This window comes from Salinivibrio sp. IB643 (assembly GCF_001996105.1).
Classification (GTDB): Bacteria; Pseudomonadota; Gammaproteobacteria; order Enterobacterales; family Vibrionaceae; genus Salinivibrio; species Salinivibrio costicola.
In genome coordinates this window covers 95,793-115,289 of record NZ_MUFF01000005.1, presented here as the reverse complement: position 1 = coordinate 115,289, position 19,497 = coordinate 95,793, and the positions used below count along the sequence as shown (strand labels likewise).

Annotated in this window: 17 protein-coding genes; 7 read left to right on the top strand and 10 right to left on the bottom strand. The window is 47.9% G+C overall.

Annotated elements, in window-relative coordinates:
- Positions 1-3: 3 nt before the first annotated feature.
- A complete protein-coding gene (locus tag BZG77_RS03595; RefSeq protein ID WP_077646224.1) occupies positions 4-720 on the bottom strand; it encodes a helix-turn-helix transcriptional regulator in 717 nt (238 codons plus the stop codon).
- A 498-nt stretch (positions 721-1,218) separates the two neighbouring features.
- Complete coding sequence (locus tag BZG77_RS03590; protein ID WP_077646223.1) at positions 1,219-3,072, bottom strand: SUMF1/EgtB/PvdO family nonheme iron enzyme; 1,854 nt, start codon at positions 3,070-3,072, stop codon at positions 1,219-1,221.
- Positions 3,073-3,747: 675 nt separating this feature from the next.
- Here BZG77_RS03590 and BZG77_RS03585 point away from each other — a divergent pair.
- The 4 genes from BZG77_RS03585 (at position 3,748) to putP (ending at position 10,163) form a co-directional block, all read left to right on the top strand.
- On the top strand, positions 3,748-4,521 hold the full coding sequence (locus BZG77_RS03585; protein ID WP_077646222.1) for an AraC family transcriptional regulator: 774 nt from the start codon (positions 3,748-3,750) through the stop codon (positions 4,519-4,521).
- A 242-nt stretch (positions 4,522-4,763) separates the two neighbouring features.
- Positions 4,764-7,886, top strand: a complete 3,123-nt coding sequence (gene putA, locus BZG77_RS03580; RefSeq protein ID WP_077646221.1) for a bifunctional proline dehydrogenase/L-glutamate gamma-semialdehyde dehydrogenase PutA — start codon at positions 4,764-4,766, stop codon at positions 7,884-7,886.
- Between the two features lie 22 nt (positions 7,887-7,908).
- Positions 7,909-8,619: an aldehyde dehydrogenase family protein gene (locus tag BZG77_RS03575; protein ID WP_077646220.1), complete on the top strand. Its 711-nt coding sequence runs from the start codon at positions 7,909-7,911 to the stop codon at positions 8,617-8,619.
- Between the two features lie 47 nt (positions 8,620-8,666).
- Entirely contained in the window at positions 8,667-10,163 is a 1,497-nt protein-coding gene (gene putP / locus BZG77_RS03570) for a sodium/proline symporter PutP (RefSeq protein ID WP_077646219.1), read from the top strand.
- Between the two features lie 101 nt (positions 10,164-10,264).
- Here the strand turns inward: putP and BZG77_RS03565 are convergent, their stop codons facing one another.
- Positions 10,265-11,146 carry a GGDEF domain-containing protein gene (locus tag BZG77_RS03565; protein ID WP_198532382.1) on the bottom strand — a complete coding sequence of 294 codons (882 nt, stop codon included), beginning with the start codon at positions 11,144-11,146 and terminating at the stop codon, positions 10,265-10,267.
- Positions 11,143-12,003 (bottom strand): two-component regulator propeller domain-containing protein, encoded by an 861-nt coding sequence (locus tag BZG77_RS03560; protein WP_077646217.1) that lies wholly within the window; start codon positions 12,001-12,003, stop codon positions 11,143-11,145. Before BZG77_RS03560 ends, BZG77_RS03565 begins: the two co-directional genes overlap by 4 nt.
- Before the next feature lie 143 nt (positions 12,004-12,146).
- On the opposite strand from BZG77_RS03560, the gene BZG77_RS03555 reads away from it, so the two are divergent.
- On the top strand, positions 12,147-12,872 hold the full coding sequence (locus BZG77_RS03555; RefSeq protein WP_108743933.1) for a GntR family transcriptional regulator: 726 nt from the start codon (positions 12,147-12,149) through the stop codon (positions 12,870-12,872).
- On the opposite strand, the gene BZG77_RS03550 is transcribed toward BZG77_RS03555, so the two are convergent.
- The 5 genes from BZG77_RS03550 to BZG77_RS03530 form a co-directional block, all read right to left on the bottom strand.
- Positions 12,861-13,529, bottom strand: coding sequence for an HAD-IA family hydrolase (locus BZG77_RS03550; RefSeq protein ID WP_077646216.1), 669 nt, complete (start codon positions 13,527-13,529; stop codon positions 12,861-12,863). The two genes, BZG77_RS03555 and BZG77_RS03550, sit on opposite strands and share 12 nt — an antisense overlap.
- A gap of 216 nt (positions 13,530-13,745) precedes the next feature.
- Positions 13,746-14,300: a DUF1415 domain-containing protein gene (locus BZG77_RS03545; RefSeq protein ID WP_241844096.1), complete on the bottom strand. Its 555-nt coding sequence runs from the start codon at positions 14,298-14,300 to the stop codon at positions 13,746-13,748.
- 55 nt (positions 14,301-14,355) lie between these two features.
- Positions 14,356-14,823, bottom strand: coding sequence for a CreA family protein (locus BZG77_RS03540; protein WP_077460804.1), 468 nt, complete (start codon positions 14,821-14,823; stop codon positions 14,356-14,358).
- A 147-nt stretch (positions 14,824-14,970) separates the two neighbouring features.
- Positions 14,971-15,303 (bottom strand): hypothetical protein, encoded by a 333-nt coding sequence (locus BZG77_RS03535; RefSeq protein ID WP_077646215.1) that lies wholly within the window; start codon positions 15,301-15,303, stop codon positions 14,971-14,973.
- Between the two features lie 101 nt (positions 15,304-15,404).
- Positions 15,405-16,082, bottom strand: a complete 678-nt coding sequence (locus tag BZG77_RS03530; RefSeq protein WP_077646214.1) for a hypothetical protein — start codon at positions 16,080-16,082, stop codon at positions 15,405-15,407.
- 415 nt (positions 16,083-16,497) lie between these two features.
- Here BZG77_RS03530 and BZG77_RS03525 point away from each other — a divergent pair, with 415 nt between their 5' ends.
- Positions 16,498-16,755, top strand: a complete 258-nt coding sequence (locus tag BZG77_RS03525) for a glutathione S-transferase N-terminal domain-containing protein (protein ID WP_025744429.1) — start codon at positions 16,498-16,500, stop codon at positions 16,753-16,755.
- A gap of 163 nt (positions 16,756-16,918) precedes the next feature.
- Here BZG77_RS03525 and BZG77_RS03520 read toward each other — a convergent pair whose 3' ends face one another.
- Positions 16,919-17,803 (bottom strand): aspartoacylase, encoded by an 885-nt coding sequence (locus BZG77_RS03520; RefSeq protein ID WP_077646213.1) that lies wholly within the window; start codon positions 17,801-17,803, stop codon positions 16,919-16,921.
- A gap of 216 nt (positions 17,804-18,019) precedes the next feature.
- Here BZG77_RS03520 and BZG77_RS03515 point away from each other — a divergent pair, with 216 nt between their 5' ends.
- Positions 18,020-19,450, top strand: coding sequence for a 6-phospho-beta-glucosidase (locus BZG77_RS03515; protein ID WP_077646212.1), 1,431 nt, complete (start codon positions 18,020-18,022; stop codon positions 19,448-19,450).
- Positions 19,451-19,497 lie beyond the last annotated feature (47 nt).

Below are 19,497 nucleotides of genomic sequence, written 5' to 3'. Positions count from 1 at the left end.
TCATTAATCTCGAAGCACGACAGAGAGCTGTTGGGTTAACAGGCTTTCTGGTATTGCCGATCCAAATCCTTGCGCGAGTGCCCGTTCAAGTAGCGCCGCTTTGGAGTCAGCCTCGAACTTCTCGCGTAAGTGCGCAAAGTGGTTTTCGATGGTTTTGACGGAAACGGATAAGGTGTTTGCAATGATCTGCGGCTTTTTGCCGTGTAAATGAAGGAATAGGACTTCCTGCTCACGCGCAGTGAGATGGATATGTGATTGGTGATGATGATGATCCGTTTGCGCTTCTTCCGGGTGTGTCACCGCATGACATATCCAGTGACCCACTTCTAAAATAGCAGTATCACTCAGCTCTTGCCCACAAAACATCACACCGCACACTTCACCCTTGTCATTATACCAAGGCGTTTTTGTAAATAAGTGCGCGTACCAGCGGCCGTTCGCGTAAGGATGAATGTCAAGTACACGAAGACGCTTACCCGTTTCCATCACGTAATGATCCTGTGCCTGAAATTGACGCGCAAACCGTGTGGTAGGGCTAGGCATATCGTAGTCAGTTTTACCGATACAGTCTTGTGGCTGTTTGAGGCCGATGAGCCGGCAATATTCCATGTTGGCATAAACAAACACTGAATGCGTGTCTTTACAGCCCCAACAACCGGGGAGCTGCTCAAGCATAGACAAAGCTGGAGGTACTGGGGAGGGAGAGAGCGGGTGATTCATATAGCTTACCGACGCGTTATTATTGTTTTGAGAGTAACGATTCTGGGTCGATAGTGAAAAGTCGACAAGCTATTGGAGCATAAAAAAAAGCCGGCATAAAGCCGGCAAAGACAAGATTTCCCCGAAGGGAGTTATCCTGTACGACGTGTAGAAGAGGTTGTCTAGATAATTCACTCATACCATGAGGGTAGTTGATATAAGCTCCTTATCTGACTGCACCTAACAGTGTTAGGAACTGCAAACGCGTCTATCGGGACAAATTGCGTTTACAGACTTTACTATATCTAGAAGATTAGACGTTGGGTAGGGGGGCTTTGACCTATTGACACAGGATAAAGCAACTTAATATCAAGATTGTTTTGCTGTAAGATGGCAGAGCCGGTAATAGGCGGGTTAACTTTGGGTGGGTAAACGTAGTAAGCGTAAGTAAGAAACGTCCGATATAAAAAACGCCGCTTTTTTAGCGGCGTTTGTTTTATATGTGGGTGTATGCTTAATTTAGTGAGTTTTAATGTGTCTGATAACTCGAAAACCAAGGTAATTAGCACTGGTGTTCTCCCCCAATTCTAGACGCTCAGAGGCACGTGAACGCTGAGGAGAGAAGTTCCAAGCACCACCACGTGCAACCGGCGTATCACTGCCAACCCACTCCCAGACGTTACCCGCGGTGTCATAAACACCGAATGGATTAGGCGGAAAGCTTTTCACGGGGGAGGTACGATCGTTAGACCAGACTGTGCCGCTCCAACCGGTATTCGCATTTCCCACGCCAATGTCATTGCCCCACCAATAGTCACTTTCCGTGCCGCCGCGTGCCGCGATTTCCCATTCAACGTCGTTAGGAAGTGCATAATGTTGCCCAGTCTGCTGGCTAAGCCAATCAATATAGGCGTTGGCGTCGTCTTGGTTAACACACACAACGGGCGAATCAGCCGCTTGATCAAAGCCTGGCTGACGCCAATCTGATTCTAAGCTTTGACTGATTTCACCGTTTACCAGCGTATTACAGCCATTGCCTTGCTCTGCGGCAGTGACATACCCAGACGCAGTGACAAAGGCATCAAACTGCTCGACGGTGACAGGTGTGGCGCCTATCGCAAATGATTGCTGAATTGCCACTTTTTCGCGCGCATCAGGGCCTACTTTGTACTCACCGGCACCAATGACGACCATTTGCGGTGCTTCCAGGTTTTTTGCAACGGGATCAGTAAACTTTTTGCCTGGACTGGGCGGCTGATTTGGTTGCTCTCTAAGCTTGGCCCAAACCACTTGGTCTTTGCCTAGATAAATTTCTCGATCATAGGGAATAAAGCCGGGTTTGGTCACCGTCAGATCGTGATTACCAACCGGTAACATCAGCTCGACGGGTGTACTGCCATAAGTCACATCATTGATGGTTACGTTGTCATCATAACGGTTAGAGCGGACAGTCACGTTTACCCAACGTTTTGCCTGCTGCTTACGCTGTGCTTGTTTTTGTGCTTGTGTCTTCTCAACACAGTATCTGTCTTCCAAATCAAGCAAACGGCATGAGGCTGTCTTATCCGGACGACTCACCAGCTCTGCTTTTATCCGAGTAGTATAATCAGTGCCGCCGGTAAAGCCCGCGTCCATGATCTCGCTGTTGGTCACGTGAATATTGAACGCCACGTTATCAATATTTTGTTTCACAGCGTCTGATTCGGTAACAAAGTTGGTTACCTGACCACGGAACTCTCGAATGGCTTTCTGCATGGTCAAGGTCTTGCCTTGATTTGCACAGGAAGACAATGTCATGTTTGGCGAACAAGTCAGGCTATGGACAACCTCAATGGTGTCTTTCTGCGTTAGCTCTTTGCGCAGACGCTCTGCACGGGCTTCGCGCATCGCTTCATGCAAGTTTTCTAACGTCGTTGCCAGCAATGCTTGCTCACGCTCGAGTTTTGCCAGATGTTTTTTCTGCTCAATAATCGCGGTTTCGTTGGCAGCCTGTTCGCGCTGCTGATCATTCACCTTCTGCCATGTTTGTTGGTAGGCCTGCTGATACGGGCTAATATCTGTGCTCGGATCGGCAATTAAATCCTGAAATTTTGCATCGAGCTCTGCTTTTGCATTGCTGCGTTTGCGCTTCAGGTTGCTCAGCTCATCTTCTAACGTCGCACGCTTAACCAGAAGGTCATCCAACTTCGCCTGCTGCAGAGCCAGTTCATCGTTTCGAGACGCCAGTGAATCTTCTTTATCACGGAGTTTCTCTACCAACTCACTGACCGGATCGAGATTATCAGCGGAAGACGCGTTTTCAGCGAACGCCAACTCGGTTAGCAGTAGGGGAGGGAGCGCTAAGCATAACGCTTTTAAATATTTCGTTGTCATAGTTCCCTTGCTTACGCATGTCGCAATAATAATACCTATGTCCAAAAAGTAGACTATCACGGAAACCCGTGTTGCCACGCAAACCGTGTTAATTATTTGACGGCAGTCAGCATTCTGCGACGTGATCGGTGCAACTGTGCTCATGGTTTTAGGTTTATGGAAGATTACCTTAAGCGGTCCCATGCTTCAAATAAGATTGCATGATGACGGATTAAATCGGAAGAATGATCAAGGGTTTGATCGCCCGCGATCGCACCGAAACGATGATCAAGAGAGGTTTACCCTCATCGAACCTTGACTAACGCATTGATATTAAGTTGTTTAGTTAGGTATTCATCGTATTTTTTCATCTTGTTAGTCTTGCCTTTTCGATGATCAATCGTAAAAACATGAGGGATCCTTCGCATTTTTAAGGTCAAAATGACATTCGCCGTAAAAAATGCGGTACTTGATCATAGTTCCGTAAAATTGCCATGATGGAAGCCACATCCTGTGTGATTGGTCGTTTTAGCTATTAGTTAGCCGAGAACAATAGTTAGCCGAGAACAATAGTTAGCTGAAAACAAGGGTTAGCTAAGAACAGAGAAGCATTCGCGAATGGGAAGAAAGCGTGCCAGAATAAAGAAGGATTAACAGACGATGGGCCAAAGATCGTGAATATAAGAGAGGAGCATCATGGCTGCATCACCGAAGGTTTCAGAAGTCATTGCCTTACCCAGACAGCCACGACACCATAGTCATGACTACAAACAAGTGGTCATTGGGCTGCAGGGGCAAACGGAGTTTGATGTTGGTGGACGAGGAAGTCTTATTGGTCCAGGACAGGGCTGTTTGGTCGCGGAATCTCAAGAACATGCTTTTACTGGGGTGGGACGAAACGAAATTTTAGTGATTAACCTTCCTTCGCAAGAATGGTCAGAGCAAGCATTAATGCATGAAAATATTGCGCGCTTATTTGCTCGTGAGCCTTATTTTCAATTGGATACTCATGCACAAATACTGGTCAAGGCGTTATCGGCAGAGATGGTTGCCAATCCCTCCGATCCTTTGCTCAGTCGTGCCTGTGCCGATACGTTAATGTGTGTGTTGCACCGTCACTTCCGGGATCATGTCTCTCCTCGTCGCGATGGCCATCGATTAAATATGGATATTATCGATCGCTATATTCATCAGCATATCAGCCGTAAGATCACAGTTGCACAATTAGCGGGCAGTGTTTTCTTGGCAGAAAGCCAGTTTCATCAATTATTTAAACAACAAGTCGGGACCACTCCGCATCAATATGTACTGGATAAACGCTTTGCATTGGCAAAGCAGCTTATTAAAGACAGTGATCTGACCATGGCTCAAATTGCAGACAGTTGTGGTTTTTCTAGTCAAAGTGGATTTACTAATGCGTTTTCACGCTATTTTGGTTTGTCGCCCGCCAGGTTTAAATGCACACCTTAAGCCAAAGCATATCGCAATTTACCCAGCATTACGTTGCATCACATCGACTCAGCTGACGATCATTTGTTACGCCTCTATAGCGATCGGCGGCTTTATTTGTTAATCATCGGAGGATTTTGCAATAATACCGGTGATTTTTGTAAGACCTTACTGATAGACCACGCATAGAATCGATTGCAGAGTAACAATGACGTAACATTTTTCCTGCCCGAGTTTGGGAGGACGTGAGTGAGGATACCGCTATGTTTAACGCCATCGATGCTATGCAGCCCTCGTTTATCGAGCGCCCATTAGCGAAGATTTGGTCTGAAATCTCTCCGCTTTATTGTGTTGACGAAAGTGAGTGGCTGAAAGAACTCATTCCGCTTGCGCAAGCCTCAGAAAATGAGCGAGAGCAAACACGTCGTCAAGCGACTCAGTTAATTGAGCGGGTACGTGCTGATAAAAAAGCCGTACAAATGATTGATGCGCTGTTGTTGGAATACAGTTTAGACACACGGGAAGGCATTTTGTTGATGTGTCTTGCCGAAGCTCTGATGCGAGTCCCCGACGCGCATACTGCTGATGCGCTTATTCGTGACAAACTCAGTGTTGCTGACTGGAAAGCACATTTGCGTCACTCTGATTCCTTATTTGTCAACGCTTCCACCTGGGGGTTAATGCTAACAGGTAAAGTGGTGACCTTAGATGAAAGCACCGAAGGCAAACCGGCGTCAGTGATCAATCGCCTTGTGAATAAAATGTCAGAGCCTGTGATTCGTCAAGCGATGCATCAAGCGATGAAAATCATGGGTCATCAGTTTGTGCTTGGGCGCGACATTGATGAGGCGCAGAAAAACGGCGAAGGCCCGCGCACGAATGGCTTTACGTACTCGTTCGACATGCTCGGTGAAGCGGCATTAACCCAAGATGATGCCAAAGCCTATCTAAACGATTACTTACAGGCGATTGAGTCCGTCGGCGAGGCGAAAGCCAGTTATCAAGGACCGTCACCATCCGTCTCAATCAAGTTGTCTGCCTTGCATCCACGTTATGAAGCGGCAAATCAAGATCGCATGATGACAGAAATGTTTGAGACGGTTCTGGTTTTGCTAAAACGTGCGCGTGAAAAAGATGTTGCGATCACCATTGATGCGGAAGAAGCGGATAGGTTGGAGCTTTCGCTTGCGCTGTTTGAAAAGCTATATCGCGACCCTGTGGTGAAAGGTTGGGGTAAGTTTGGTTTAGTGGTGCAAGCGTACTCTAAACGCGCGCTACCTGTGATCACTTGGTTAGCGGCTTTAGCAAAAGAACAAGGTGATGTGATCCCAATGCGGTTAGTAAAAGGCGCTTATTGGGACAGTGAAATTAAACTGTGTCAGCAAACTGGGCATCACGGTTATCCGGTATTTACCCGCAAAGAAGGGACAGACGTTTCTTACCTCGCCTGTGCACGCTTCCTACTTAGCGAGCATATACGCGGTCTGATTTATCCGCAATTTGCCAGCCATAATGCCCACACGATTGCGGCGATTGCGTCTATGGCGACACATAATGACTTTGAGTTCCAGCGCCTACATGGCATGGGCGATGCGCTTTACAATCACGCCAAAGCCTTGTTCAACACCGAAGTGCGTATTTATGCGCCAGTCGGCAGCCATAAAGATTTGTTGCCTTATCTGGTTCGCCGTTTGTTAGAGAACGGTGCCAATAGTTCGTTTGTACATCGTTTGGTTGATGCACGTTGCCCGATTGACGATTTGATTGCCGATCCGGTTGATACTTTGTGTGCAAATCACACCTTGCACAACGATCGCATTCCTATGCCGCAAGATATTTTTGGGCCCGCCCGTAAAAACTCGCAAGGAATCGCAACGGATATCGAATCAGAATGGCAACCCTTCCAGGACAGTGTTGTCCCCTTCATGGGTGAGTATCAATGGCAGGCTGGCCCCATTGTTAACGGTCAGCGCCTGAAAGGCGATACGCACGAGATAACCGCGCCCTATGATCGCAATGAGTCCGTAGGTCACGTTGATTGGGCAACGGCTGAACAGGTGAATAACGCCCTCGATATTGCGGCACAGGCTTATCCGACATGGCGAGATACCGAGGTTAGCCAGCGTGGTAAGTACTTACTTGACCTTGCTGATAAACTAGAAGCAAATCTGGGTGAGCTGGTGGCGATCTGTCATCGTGAGGCAGGTAAAACTATCCACGATAGCATTGATGAAGTCCGAGAGGCCGTCGATTTTTTACGTTATTACCCCGAGCAGGCTAAAGCGTTGCAAACGGAGCCACTGGCCTATCAAGGCTTCGATGGACAAGCACAATCGGTGACCTATCAAGGACGCGGTGTCTTTACATGTATCAGCCCTTGGAACTTCCCATTAGCGATTTTCCTCGGCCAAGTTGGCGCGGCGCTTGTGGCCGGTAATACTGTCGTGGCCAAGCCGGCCGAACAGACATCTATTATTGCTTATCGCGCGATTGAGTTGCTGTTAGACACTGGGATCCCTGCTGGGGTGATTCAGCTATTACCTGGCAGTGGCCCTGTGGTGGGAGCGCCTCTCACCGAGGATACGCGTATTGCAGGGGTCGCATTTACCGGATCCACACCAACAGCACAGCGTATTATCCGCACCTTGGCAGAGCGCGATGCCGATCCTGTGCCAGTTATCGCGGAAACCGGGGGGCAGAATGCAATGCTGGTGGACAGTACGGCATTGCCCGAGCAGGTGGTGCGCGATGTATTGCGTTCTGCTTTCGCCTCTGCGGGTCAGCGCTGTTCAGCATTGCGTGTGCTTTATATTCAAGAAGACATTGCTGACCGCGTGATTGACTTAATAAAAGGGGCGATGGCGGAGCTGTCTGTGGGACGCCCAGAGCGGCTATCAACCGATGTGGGGCCGGTGATTGATCAAACGGCGAAAGACAAGCTTCTTGCTCACATAGAACAGATGAAGCGCAGCGGTAAGTTGGTCACGCAGGTGCCACTCTCTGCAGATTGTGATAAAGGAACGTTTGTACCACCAACGGCGTTTGAAATCCGCAGTATTGATCAACTGAGTGAGGAGCATTTTGGTCCCATTCTACATATTGTTCGCTATCGCGCGGATGCGCTCGATAAGGTGATTGATGATATCAACCAAACAGGTTTTGGCTTAACCATGGGGGTGCATAGCCGCAATGAAACGACCTGCGCCCATATTGAGCATCGTGTTCGGGTAGGTAACTGTTATGTCAACCGTGATCAGGTCGGCGCTGTCGTTGGCGTTCAACCCTTTGGCGGTCGCGGCTTATCGGGAACTGGGCCTAAAGCGGGTGGACCACACTATCTGTATCGCTTTACGCAAGCATCAGTAAACGTGCAACAAGTCGGTTGATATCAGGATCAGGAGAAGCGTCATGCATCAATTAAATAGCGTTTTAGAGCAGTGTGAAGCGGTTTGGGAAGACTGGAATGATCAAACTGTCGCCGGTCGCATTGCGTTATTGCAACGGTGGTCTGACACGGTCGCCGCTCGCGGCGATGACTTTGCCCATGCAGCGAAGATGATTCGTTTTCAGTGTGAGAACGCTCAGCGCTTGCTCGATAAGGTACACGAATTGCCTGGCCCGACCGGTGAAACGAACGAGCTGTATACGGCAGGAAGAGGGACTATCGCCATGACAGGTGATGCGTCTCTGACGTCTATTGCTTTGTGTGGTCAGTTAGCGGCTGCGTTAGTGGCGGGTAACTGTGTCGTCGTGAGCGTGGAAGGTTCGCATGCGGACAAAGCCGACGCGGTCATGGCGGATCTTGTTAAAGCTGGATGTCCAGATAGAGTCGCTGTACGTGTCGATCTAGAGATGTACAGTGATCTATTCAAGCATCCGCAGGTCGTTGGTGTAGCGACGACTGGAACCAAAGAATATGTGCGAGACGTCAATCGTCAGCTCGCACAACGACACGGTGTGATTGCGACACTGGTTGCGGAAACCGACACTGAGCAGTATTCAGTGATTGGTAGCCCTGACTATGTGTTGCGTTTCGTGACCGAATGCACCCGAACCATAAATATCACTGCTGTAGGTGGTAATGCCACGCTTCTGGAACTCGGTAGTGGTGAACATTAACTTTCCGGAAATGGCCCCAATTGGGGCCATGCAATTGAGGGACACATATGATAGACAATAGCTATGCCATCAGTGCAACTTTTCTGGCATATCTCATCGTGATGCTTGCCATTGGTGTGTATGCCTACAAACGGACTTCTAACTCCGAAGATTATTTCCTCGGTGGCCGGTCGTTAGGCCCATGGCCCGCTGCGTTGTCAGCAGGGGCATCAGACATGAGTGGGTGGTTGCTGCTTGGGCTTCCTGGCTATGCTTACGCCGCGGGAATGGAATCACTTTGGCTTGCGGGTGGTTTGTTGTTGGGCACTTATCTTAACTGGTTAATTTGTGCCAAACGCCTGCGGACTTACAGTATTGAAGCAGATAACGCGCTGACGTTACCGGAATTTTTTGCTCGCCGTTTTGAGGATAAATCAAAATTGCTGCAAACCATCTCTGCTTTCTTCATTTTGCTTTTCTTCCTTTTCTACACCAGCTCAGGCTTGGTTGCAGGGGGTAAACTGTTCACCACGGTATTCGGGTTTGATTACACAACCGCGGTGGTGATTGGCACGATTTGTGTTGTGTCATACACCTTGTTTGGTGGCTTCTTGGCGGTATCTTGGACTGACTTGGTGCAAGGACTGTTGATGGCCGCGGCCTTGTTGATCGTGCCGTTTGTTATTATGGACGGCAGCATTTTCAAATTGGGCCGTGATGTTGCCGCAATCAATCCTGAGCTGATGACGTTATGGCGTGATACAGATGGTGAGCCACTCACTTGGATCAGTATCGCCTCTTTGGCGGCCTGGGGCTTAGGCTACTTTGGCCAGCCACATATCTTGGCGCGTTTCCAAGCGACTCGCTCCAATAAAGACATTACCACGGCGCGTCGTATCGCAGTGGGTTGGTCTACATTATCCATGGTCGGTGCGGTCTTGATCGGTTTAGTGGGTATTTTGTACGTGCAGAATGATATGTCAGGCGCCCTGGCTGACGGTGAAAAAATCTTCATGTTGTTGGTCAATGCGGCATTCCATCCAGTGATTGCAGGTATCCTGTTGGCAGCAATTTTAGCGGCAATTATGAGTACAGCAGATTCTCAACTATTGGTATCGTCGTCTGCGCTCGCGGAAGATTTTTACAAGCAAGTTTTCCGTCCGGACGCATCGACTCAAGAAGTGGTCATGGTCGGTCGTGGTGCGGTTATCTTGCTGTCTGCGATTGCGCTTGGCTTAGCCATGGATCCTGATAGCTCTGTTCTGGGGCTGGTGTCTTATGCGTGGGCTGGATTTGGTGCCGCATTTGGTCCAGCCTTGTTGCTCAGCCTGTTTTGGCGTGAAATGAACCGCAATGGTGCGCTGGCTGCGATTCTTGTGGGCGGGATTACCGTGGTGGTTTGGAAACAAATATCTGGCGGTATCTTCGAGTTGTATGAAATCGTCCCTGGCTTCTTGTTTGCGGGCTTGAGTGCCATTATCGTAAGTAAGTTGACGGGCGGGCCAACTGATTCTGTTACTAAACAATATGAATCGTATGAAAAGAGCTTAAAGACTATGCCTTAAACGCAATGAGCGTATAAGCCCATTGGTTTATCCTGCATGTGGAACTTATCAGGGAGCGTTTAACGCTCCCTTTTTACATCATCATCACGTTTGGCCCGGTATCAGACTTGATCGGCCTTTTTTAACCCATCGACATAGTCTGATGTCTGATGGTTACTTGCCACGCCAATACTGACGGTAAGACTAAGCGATGGAGCAATATCGTTTAGATCTAACGCCGCAATTCGGCGTCTTAAGCCGTCAAAATAGCGATAACCGTCTGCAGGCGTTCCCGCCAATAACAGCGTAAATTCTTCACCGCCCCAACGGGCAATATGACGCAAATGAGTCTGCTCGCAAAGAAGTAAGCTACCGATTCGCTGGATAATTTGATCTCCCACCAGGTGAGAATAGTGATCATTAATGCGTTTAAAATGATCAATGTCTAAGATCGCGACTTGCAAATCTGTCCCGGATTGGCGCGATTCTTCGAATACATGATGCCAATATTCGTCAAAGGCTCGTCGATTGGCCAGTCCAGTGAGGGCGTCTTCTTTAGACATTCGTTCGAAGTCATCGTCTTGGGCTTGTAAGGCCTGGGTTTTCTCTTCGACTAACGCTTCGAGTTGGATAGCTTTTTTCTTCATGTGTCGAATACGCCACATAAACGCGGCGTAGGCCGCAAGCACAGTCAGCAAAAAGTCTAGCGCTCGCACATCAGCGCGTTGCCAAAGTGATGGCATAACGCTGAAGTGATAACTGAGCACATCATCACTCCAGTCGCTATAAGGATAGCGAGCACTTACTTTAAAAGTGTAATCACCTGGTGGTAGGTTCGTATATTCGACAATATGGTTTTCATGTCGGTATGCCCAATCAGATTCGAACCCCTCTAACTGCGTTCGATATTGGATTTGCTCCGGCATGGTATATCCGAGGGCGGCATAGGAAAACAAGATACGGTTGGTCCCCGCTGGTGCCTTTCCCGTCGTTTCAGGGTTCATGTCTTTGCTATCGAATCGTACGCTTTGCATGACAATGGGCAAGGGGTGACGGATAACCGAGTCGGATTAACGCTAGTCACGCCTTTAGCAGTGGCAAAAATAATGTCTCCACGTGATGTTTTGGTTGCCGCGGGGTTTGAGCCCCTGTTAGCTTGGCTGTTCAGCATGCCGTCACTTTGATCGTAATGTTCAAAGTCGATACGCGAGCGTGTTTTATCTGCAACTTGATGGGCGTGATCATAATTGATACGCCAGATACCGCGATTACTGGATAACCAAAAGCTTTGATCATCACCTTTCACAATTTGAAAGAACTTATCAATTGGTAGGCCCTGCGGTCTGCCGACTAAAGCTTGGTGGCCGTCAGCTTGTCGATAGCGCACAATATCGCGTTCGGTGGCCATCCAAACGTACCCCGGCTCGTGAGAAAAGCCAAAAACATACTGCGCTTGCTCTTGTTCGACCATGGTGATCGCTTGGTTGAGCAATGCGCTTGCCAATGGCGTCCAACGTTCGTTTTTATAGCGCCATGCACCGCTTTCTGATCCCACTAACAATGCGCCATCTTGACTACTGGAAACATAAAATGCTTTGGTAAAAAGGTTATGAAACGAAAGATAAGCGGCGCCTTCCCAAGTTGCAAACCACAAGTAGTCATCAGAGGTTTGTTCAATGGCATTGATGCTGTTATGCGGCAACCCGTTGGCTGTTGTCCATGTTTCAATAAAATAGTCAGAAAGCGGGTTATCATCCGCATAGCCTAACGGTGTAAAACCAAGCCAGCAAAAAAGTACAGTGCATACAAGACGTTGGGCTAGTCGTGTGGGGAAAAGTTTTTGTACGTTCCTTGGATGCATCTTTTGTTCTTTGCTCCGATTGCAAGTAGACTGGCGATTCTATCTTAATCACTGATTGATTCTTGGACATTGTGGTCAGGTTTTAACAGCAAGTTGAGAGAGATCACACCAAAAATATGAACATCAAGCAGATGTGACCTTTGATGATGCAGTTTATGGCGATTCGCCAGCAATTATTAACACAAATCGATCGCGGGCTACTGGCTCCGGGGAAAAAGTTACCGGGGGAGCGACAGCTCGCGGAGACGTTTTCGACTACGCGCGTGACTTTGCGCGAAGCGCTTGCTGTATTAGAAGCAGAGGGGCGCTTGTATCGGCGAGATCGTCGAGGTTGGTTTGTCGCACCCACGCCGTGTTCTTATGATCCGACTCAGCTAAGCGATTGGCAGGAGTATTTTGGACCGTATGGTGGCCAGTTTGTTTGGCATGCTCAAACCAAGAAGATGGCTGATGCTGCGATCAGCGATCACATGTTACTTCCTCCTTTCGGTCAAGTGTATGAAGGTGAGGGGCGCGTATGTATCGAGCAATTACCGGTGGGATGGATACGGACGTTTCTGCACCCTGATTTCTTCCCCGCTGTGTGGGAGACTGGTGACAAGGCAAGGCTAGATCATACGATACGCACTAACCGGGCGCTTGCAATGGCTGAGGTCAGTTGGTCAAGTGCTTGGGAGGCGCTCGCCTCGTCGCAAAGTGTTGGCTTAGAGATCGCGCCAGGCACACCGGCATTGACGTTGACACGCTATTGGCGGATACCGCAAGCAGACACGTGGCAAACCGTGCGTATTGATCAAGAATGGTGGCGGCAACATGCAGTTGTGCTGTGTGGACGATCCACCAACCAGAAGAGCGGATCAGCACAATAGGGCGATTAAGTCTTCAATACTGAATGCGCGCGTCACTAAAGGATGATCAGTCGTCCGCACATTAGGGTTAGCGTTAAAATGAACAGTACGCATGTGTGCGTTAATCCCTGCTTGGATCCCTTTGTTGGTATCGTCGATAAAGATGCATTGCTCTGTGGGGCAGGCCATATTCATTGCGGCATAGTGAAGGAGATCAGGGGCAGGCTTCCAGCTGTTGGTGTCAAAAGCACTGAACAAGCGATGTTGGAAATAAGGCAGCAGCTTGGTGAGTGCTAATGCGTGTTCCATTTTTTCAACAGGGCCATTGGAGGCGACACAGGTATCAATACCTTGCTGATTAAGCGCCTTGATTAGCGTTTCTATGCCTTTAACTGGTTGTAGCTCCGCTTCAAAGTACTGATGGCATAAATCACGAAAACGCGGCTCGAGCTGGTCGATAGGGATATGTGCGCCGCTTCGCTCACACGTGCTTTGTAGTACATCTGAGAGCTTTCCACCTTCGAAGTGATCAAGAGATTCTTGTAAGCTAATCACGACGCCAAATGTCGCGAAAGTTTCCACCAAGGCTTTATGCGATAGTTTCTCTGAGTCAACCAGCGTGCCGTCGCAATCGAATATGACGCAGCCAACTGGGGCCTCAAATCTGTTGTAAGACATAGTCACTCCCTTGTTCCTCTCCTTGTATCCTTAGATGCGCACGGTCAATCAACAAGTCGATGACATCGGAAATGCTAACTGTGTCTTACATTCTTGCCTGTTTCATTATCAAAGTTAGTCAGGGATCGACTTTTGCCACACCCAATATTGGCGATGGATGATCACCGCTGACACTTCAATTAAAGGTAGGCACTTCAATCAAACGCAGGTCATCATTTAATTTTGATCATCGTTTATCCAAGGGAACAGTGTTTGACGTTGAGAGGGTGTCAGCGCTTCAACGCAGGCAACGTTGCGCTCAGGGATAAGAGCAGGATCTTGACCATAATGCTCAAGCGCACGCGACATGCTTGCTTCTCGAATTAAATGGAAGCATGGATAAGGAGAGCGATTGGTAAGGTTTTCGCTATCTTCTGGGGCGCAGCCGTCAAAACAGTATTCAGGATGAAAACTCGCGACCTGGAACCGGCCACGCCAACCGTAATGATCAATCAGCGCATCGGTAGCTTCAACCAGTGCAAGGTAGTGATCAAAGTCTGCTAGTGCATCGGGTACGACGACCACGGTTGTATCTGTGATGATGGCGTCTGTCTGCGTCAGATGCACAAATGCGTGATAAACCGCTTCGAGGATGGCGTCATCTTCCTTTGCATAACAGATATCTAGCCGAATTTGTTGGTTGCGACGGGGCTTGGCAGCGAATGGACAGAGATTCAGTCCGATCACGACATCATCGAGCCATGTATCCATTTGTGTTTGTACCGTATTCATAAAAGATCGCTCATAGGAGTGGCGCATTAGCAGATAACGACTACGTCTTGGGTTATTAGTGTTTTTGTGGCTGAGATTGGTAGGCTTTGGTTCCCCATAGCGGAACTGTCGAAAGACTATGTTTAAAGCTGCCTGACGTTTCTTTGGTCGAGTACGACAAATACATAAGCGTTTGATTTTTAGCATCGAAAATACGACGAATTTTCATTGACTTAAAAAATATACTTTTCGACTTTCTAAATACTATTTCGCCGGATGTACTTTTATCGATATTGGCAAGCATCTCGGGCGTAATCTCGCCAGTTTGTCGGCATGAAATCGCGCTGTCGCTTGGATCAGAAAAGCTCAAATCAGCCTCAACAGACGCAACATGGCATGTGACGCCACTGACCACAGGATCAACAAGGTGATTGAGTTTAATGTCTTTCATGGTGAACATGCCTAAGCTGACATCGCCCACTTCATCGTTTTCACAACCGACTAGGGTTGCCGTTAAAGCCAAAATCAATAGCGTTTTTCTCATCGTTATACCCCTTGTTAAGTTGTGGTCGAAGTGTACCACAGCCAATACTAGGTATGGGGTATCAATCAGCGTCTATCGACGGCGTAGTAGATAAGGGGGGCTAATTGGCTATCAAAACGAGAAGCTGAGTGCCACATCTATGGCACATCAGTTATCACGAAATTGCGCGTCGCCATCTTTACCGGACAGAGACTCTGGCTCGAATGTCAACAACACGTGTGCGGCATCACAATAGCTACCGGTGTCAGCAAATGTTTTGCGTGCTGCAGCAATCTTGCGTTCGGCAATCCGACGGATATTTTGCGTGTTCGTTTGGTTGCTGAATGTCATTTGCTGGCTGATCATTTCTTGTCCAAACGTCGATTTGCAAATAGCCTCGTTCTTTCCTGTCACCAGCTGTTCGACTTTTGGTTTATCCTCTGTATTGGCGTGAGCGAAGACACTCATAAGGAGAATAAAAACCGCAAATGTTCTCATCATGCTTTCGGCTTCCTATGCTATTTGTTTCAATCTTAGCATTAAGCAGCGACGTCGCCCACTGGCGACGTCAAAACAAGATAAGTATTTGGGGAAGAGGGTGATTAGACTGAGATATCACTTTCGATTGTCGTTGAGCTTGGCCGAGTTTTTGGTACGAAACTCAACTTCTTTGCCTCAACAAGATACCCGAGAGCCGAAAGCCAAATGAGTGAATAAGCGACTAACTCAGTACTTTCTTCAGCGATATTTTTCACATCTCGTACGTAGTTGGCGCCCATCGCTTGTTCCCATAACTCGCCCATACCAAACAAACGCGAATACACGAGTAACAGCGCTAATGCGATCATTAAAACCGTGCTGTGTCTTGAATGGATTGCGTGCGTAAGGCTAGTGAGGGTTTCACGCCAGTGTTTCAATGCGGGCCAAATGGCGAGCCCCGTTACAATTAATGCCGGCACTTTCCAAAAACCATGCATCACCATATCAAGTGCAGCATCCAGCTCTCGGATCATTAATACCAAAAAAAAGGCACTCATTAGCCCAGCTGCGTGGTGAAGGGATTGACTGAACTTAGCGACACGACGAAACGCAAATACCGTCGCGGCGAGTAGACCCAGTTGGGAAAGCTCAATCAATGATGATTCGGAAGCAACGTTGTGCGACGCGACACTGTAATGAACAATGCCTGCAATACCTGCGAAGTAAAGGGCGATTGCAAAAAATTGTCCGGCGCCTTTAAGCACCGTACGTGCAGCACATGAAGATCGTGGTAATGTCATATTATCCTCAATTCGATAAAACGATCTGCCCGTCCGTAGCAGGTGTCACCAACCTATGTGTGACCCTTATCCCAAAAATGTCATTTGGATTGATAGTACGGTGAGCTTCATTAAACTGCAATAATTTATGTGATCAATGTCACTATGTGTTCAGGAGTGCGTCAGGATTGTGAGCATTTGTTCGTCAGGCGTCTCGTTAGGTCGACGCGTTGTCAATAAATTTACACTGTAAATAGTAGTACGACGACGAGATAAGAAAATTTCTCTGGAAAAGATTAATAGATAGCTATAACTATGAAATTAAACAGGCTAACGACTAGCGTTGGGACCAAGTTCAATGCCATCATTACGTGGAGTGAATTTACACAGTTGGTGGTATTTGAAGAGCCGCCTTGATGACCAAGAAGGAAACATAATGGCTGATTTGAACGGACTAAGTTTGTACCACAAAGAGCACTGCCCATTTTGCCATAAAGTGCGTGCAGTCATGACAGAGCTTAAGTTAGATATTCCGCTGGTGGATATGAACGCTAATGCCGAAGAATGGCAACGCCTACAGACCGAAGGCGGCAAAGGCATGGTGCCTTGTCTGCGTATTGACCAAGGCGGCGAAACCCAGTGGATGTATGAATCGGACGACATTATTGAATACTTGCGTGACAACTTCGCGTAATTGAACCAGATACTGGTTACGAGGGTCGCAGTTATCGGTGCGACCCTCTTTTTAAGTATTATTATCTGTATGCCTGCCTCTCCGCCTTCTTCAACGCCCTGTGCACTGTGTCAGCATCCATTAGGCGCAGAATCAGCGAACATAGATTATACGTCTCCCCTAATTACACCGTTAGACTAAACCTCTCTGCCATCGACATCGCAATATTGTTATCGTAATACGCCGCCTCGTTAATAAAGTGCGGATAYGCAGTGTACTTTCCTTCCCAAGCGACTTCGCGACCGTCAAAGCACATGAATAAAGGATCGCCAGGTACTATCGGCTCAAAGTCTTTGTCTTGCACGTTTTGGTGCACCATACCGATGCGCTCTCCTTGTGCATTTTGGGGTAGATGTAAGGTTTCTTTATAGCGATAAGCCGTTACTTGCGCGGGCAGCTCTGGCACCTTGTCGATATTAAAGAGATGCACAAAATCGAGAATATGCGTCGTCATTTCTTGCATGGATTCCATTACATCATGGCGTAATACGGATTGCGGTTGAGGACCAACCTCAACAATGACGCCTTGCTTCGCCACTGAGCATAAAAAAGCGTGTTGAAGCGGCTCGAGATGATCTTCTACTAAAATAATGGCATCGGGCATACGCTCACTGATATAGGCAGCAAGCTGTTTATTGAATGTGTCTAATGCGAGCAAAATGAGCGTAGGCCCCATGTTGCTGGTGGTGTTGTGTAAATCGATGATGAAATCGACGCGAGGATCGCCTTTAGGACCTAGCTGTTGATTGAGGACTTTTGCGCGACTTTGCTCGTAGTTTGTTAGGGTAAGATCGGCGAGCCCTTGAGGATCGAATTGTCGATTTAAGTCGCAATCGAGGTAACGTTTGTTTGCATGATAAGCCGACGGATTCGCGAACACATGCTCCGTTGAAAAACTATCCCGAGTCGTAACAGATGTATTGGTTTGCCACTGTTTTAGTGCGTAAATCCCGCTAAACTCATTGCCATGGGTGCCACCGACGATGGCTACTTGACTGAAGCGACTCATGAGAACTCCTTGTGTTGAATAGAAAAACATCCGCTTATGTCGTGGTGCTAGCTTAGCATCGATACTGGTAGAGATTAATAGAATAATTTTTCTTTTATATTGGTTTTTTATTCAAAGATTAAGAGAGGAAAAGTATTTAGGCAATCTTTGCGCCAGTTCACACTTCAGCAGTATTGAACCGGTTAGGCTGAGACAAAAATAAAGGAGAGGTAAGGCATGAGTAATAAGTTTCCTGACAATTTCTTATGGGGTGGCGCGGTTGCCGCGCATCAGGTCGAGGGTGGATGGAACTGTGATGGTAAAGGCGTGAGTATCGTTGATGTGCTTACCAAAGGTGAGCACGGCGTGCCGCGTAAGATTACCGAGCAAGTCCAGGCTGAAGAAACGTATCCCAACCATCAAGCGGTTGATTTTTACCATCGTTACCGCGACGACATTGCGATGTTCGCAGAGATGGGATTTAAATGCTTTCGGACGTCGATTGCGTGGTCCCGCATTTTCCCAAATGGGGATGAAGCGACCCCTAACGAAGCGGGGCTGGCGTTTTATGATGGAATGATTGATTGCTTGTTAGAGCATGATATCGAGCCTGTCATTACATTGTCGCACTTTGAGATGCCGCACCACCTTGTCAGTGAATATGGTGGCTGGGCAAATCGAGCGGTCGTGGATCACTTCGTTCGTTTTTGTGAAGCCGTATTAACGCGCTACCGTGACAAAGTCACCTATTGGATTACCTTTAACGAGATCAATAACCAGCTTAACTGGGATTATCCTTTATTTGGTTATTGTAATTCGGGGGTGGTGTTTACCGAGCACGACCACCCTGAGCAAACCTTGTATCAAGTGCTACATCACCAATTTGTGGCCAGTGCCAAAGTGGTCGCACTGGGGCATGTGATTAATCCTGAATTTAGCATTGGCAGCATGATCCACATGATGCCTTTATATCCTGCGTCGTGCCATCCGGATGACATGTTAGCATCACAGCAAGCGATGCGAGATAAATACCTGTGCAGTGATGTACAGATAAGGGGTCATTACCCTCACTACATTTGGCCTCAATGGGCAAGCAAAGGGATTAAGGTGGTGATGCACGATGATGATGCGCAGATCTTAAAAAATGGTCAGGCGGATTTTTTGGCAATCAGTTACTACATGACCAATATTGTCGATGCTAATCCGCCAGAACAAGATGAAAATGCCTTGTTCAGCGCTAGTCGATTGAATCCACATTTGCCGGCGTCGGATTGGGGCTGGCAGATCGATCCGAAAGGGCTACGTTATGCACTTTCAGAGTTGTACGAACGCTATGAATTGCCCATTTTTGTGGTTGAAAATGGTCTAGGGGCGGTGGATATTCCCGATCAAACCGGCGCAATCAACGATGATTATCGTATCGACTATTTGTCGCAACACATTGAAGCGCTTGAAGAGGCGATTTCACTCGATGGTGTGGATGTGATGGGATACACGCCTTGGGGATGTATTGATTGTGTATCTTTCACCACCGGAGAATACCGCAAGCGGTATGGGTTCATTTATGTTGATCGTCATGACGATGGCAGTGGTGACTTTTCTCGCTCCCGTAAAAAAAGCTTTGACTGGTATAAACAGGTCATTGCCAACAATGGCTTGACGGGCTAGAGGATAGGCTAAAAGGGACGCGTTCGGCGTCCCTTTTGCTTTTATCG

Bases quoted from the DNA above. Each gene is read 5' to 3' on its own strand.
- BZG77_RS03590 (WP_077646223.1), bottom strand. From the start codon at position 3,072: ATGACAACGAAATATTTAAAAGCGTTATGCTTAGCGCTCCCTCCCCTA.
- putP (WP_077646219.1), top strand. From the start codon at position 8,667: ATGATAGACAATAGCTATGCCATCAGTGCAACTTTTCTGGCATATCTC.
- putA (WP_077646221.1), top strand. From the start codon at position 4,764: ATGTTTAACGCCATCGATGCTATGCAGCCCTCGTTTATCGAGCGCCCA.
- BZG77_RS03575 (WP_077646220.1), top strand. From the start codon at position 7,909: ATGCATCAATTAAATAGCGTTTTAGAGCAGTGTGAAGCGGTTTGGGAA.
- BZG77_RS03545 (WP_241844096.1), bottom strand. From the start codon at position 14,300: ATGAATACGGTACAAACACAAATGGATACATGGCTCGATGATGTCGTG.
- BZG77_RS03560 (WP_077646217.1), bottom strand. From the start codon at position 12,003: ATGCATCCAAGGAACGTACAAAAACTTTTCCCCACACGACTAGCCCAA.
- BZG77_RS03555 (WP_108743933.1), top strand. From the start codon at position 12,147: ATGATGCAGTTTATGGCGATTCGCCAGCAATTATTAACACAAATCGAT.
- BZG77_RS03540 (WP_077460804.1), bottom strand. From the start codon at position 14,823: ATGAGAAAAACGCTATTGATTTTGGCTTTAACGGCAACCCTAGTCGGT.
- BZG77_RS03585 (WP_077646222.1), top strand. From the start codon at position 3,748: ATGGCTGCATCACCGAAGGTTTCAGAAGTCATTGCCTTACCCAGACAG.
- BZG77_RS03565 (WP_198532382.1), bottom strand. From the start codon at position 11,146: ATGAACCCTGAAACGACGGGAAAGGCACCAGCGGGGACCAACCGTATC.
- BZG77_RS03535 (WP_077646215.1), bottom strand. From the start codon at position 15,303: ATGATGAGAACATTTGCGGTTTTTATTCTCCTTATGAGTGTCTTCGCT.
- BZG77_RS03550 (WP_077646216.1), bottom strand. From the start codon at position 13,529: ATGTCTTACAACAGATTTGAGGCCCCAGTTGGCTGCGTCATATTCGAT.
- BZG77_RS03595 (WP_077646224.1), bottom strand. From the start codon at position 720: ATGAATCACCCGCTCTCTCCCTCCCCAGTACCTCCAGCTTTGTCTATG.
- BZG77_RS03530 (WP_077646214.1), bottom strand. From the start codon at position 16,082: ATGACATTACCACGATCTTCATGTGCTGCACGTACGGTGCTTAAAGGC.
- BZG77_RS03525 (WP_025744429.1), top strand. From the start codon at position 16,498: ATGGCTGATTTGAACGGACTAAGTTTGTACCACAAAGAGCACTGCCCA.
- BZG77_RS03515 (WP_077646212.1), top strand. From the start codon at position 18,020: ATGAGTAATAAGTTTCCTGACAATTTCTTATGGGGTGGCGCGGTTGCC.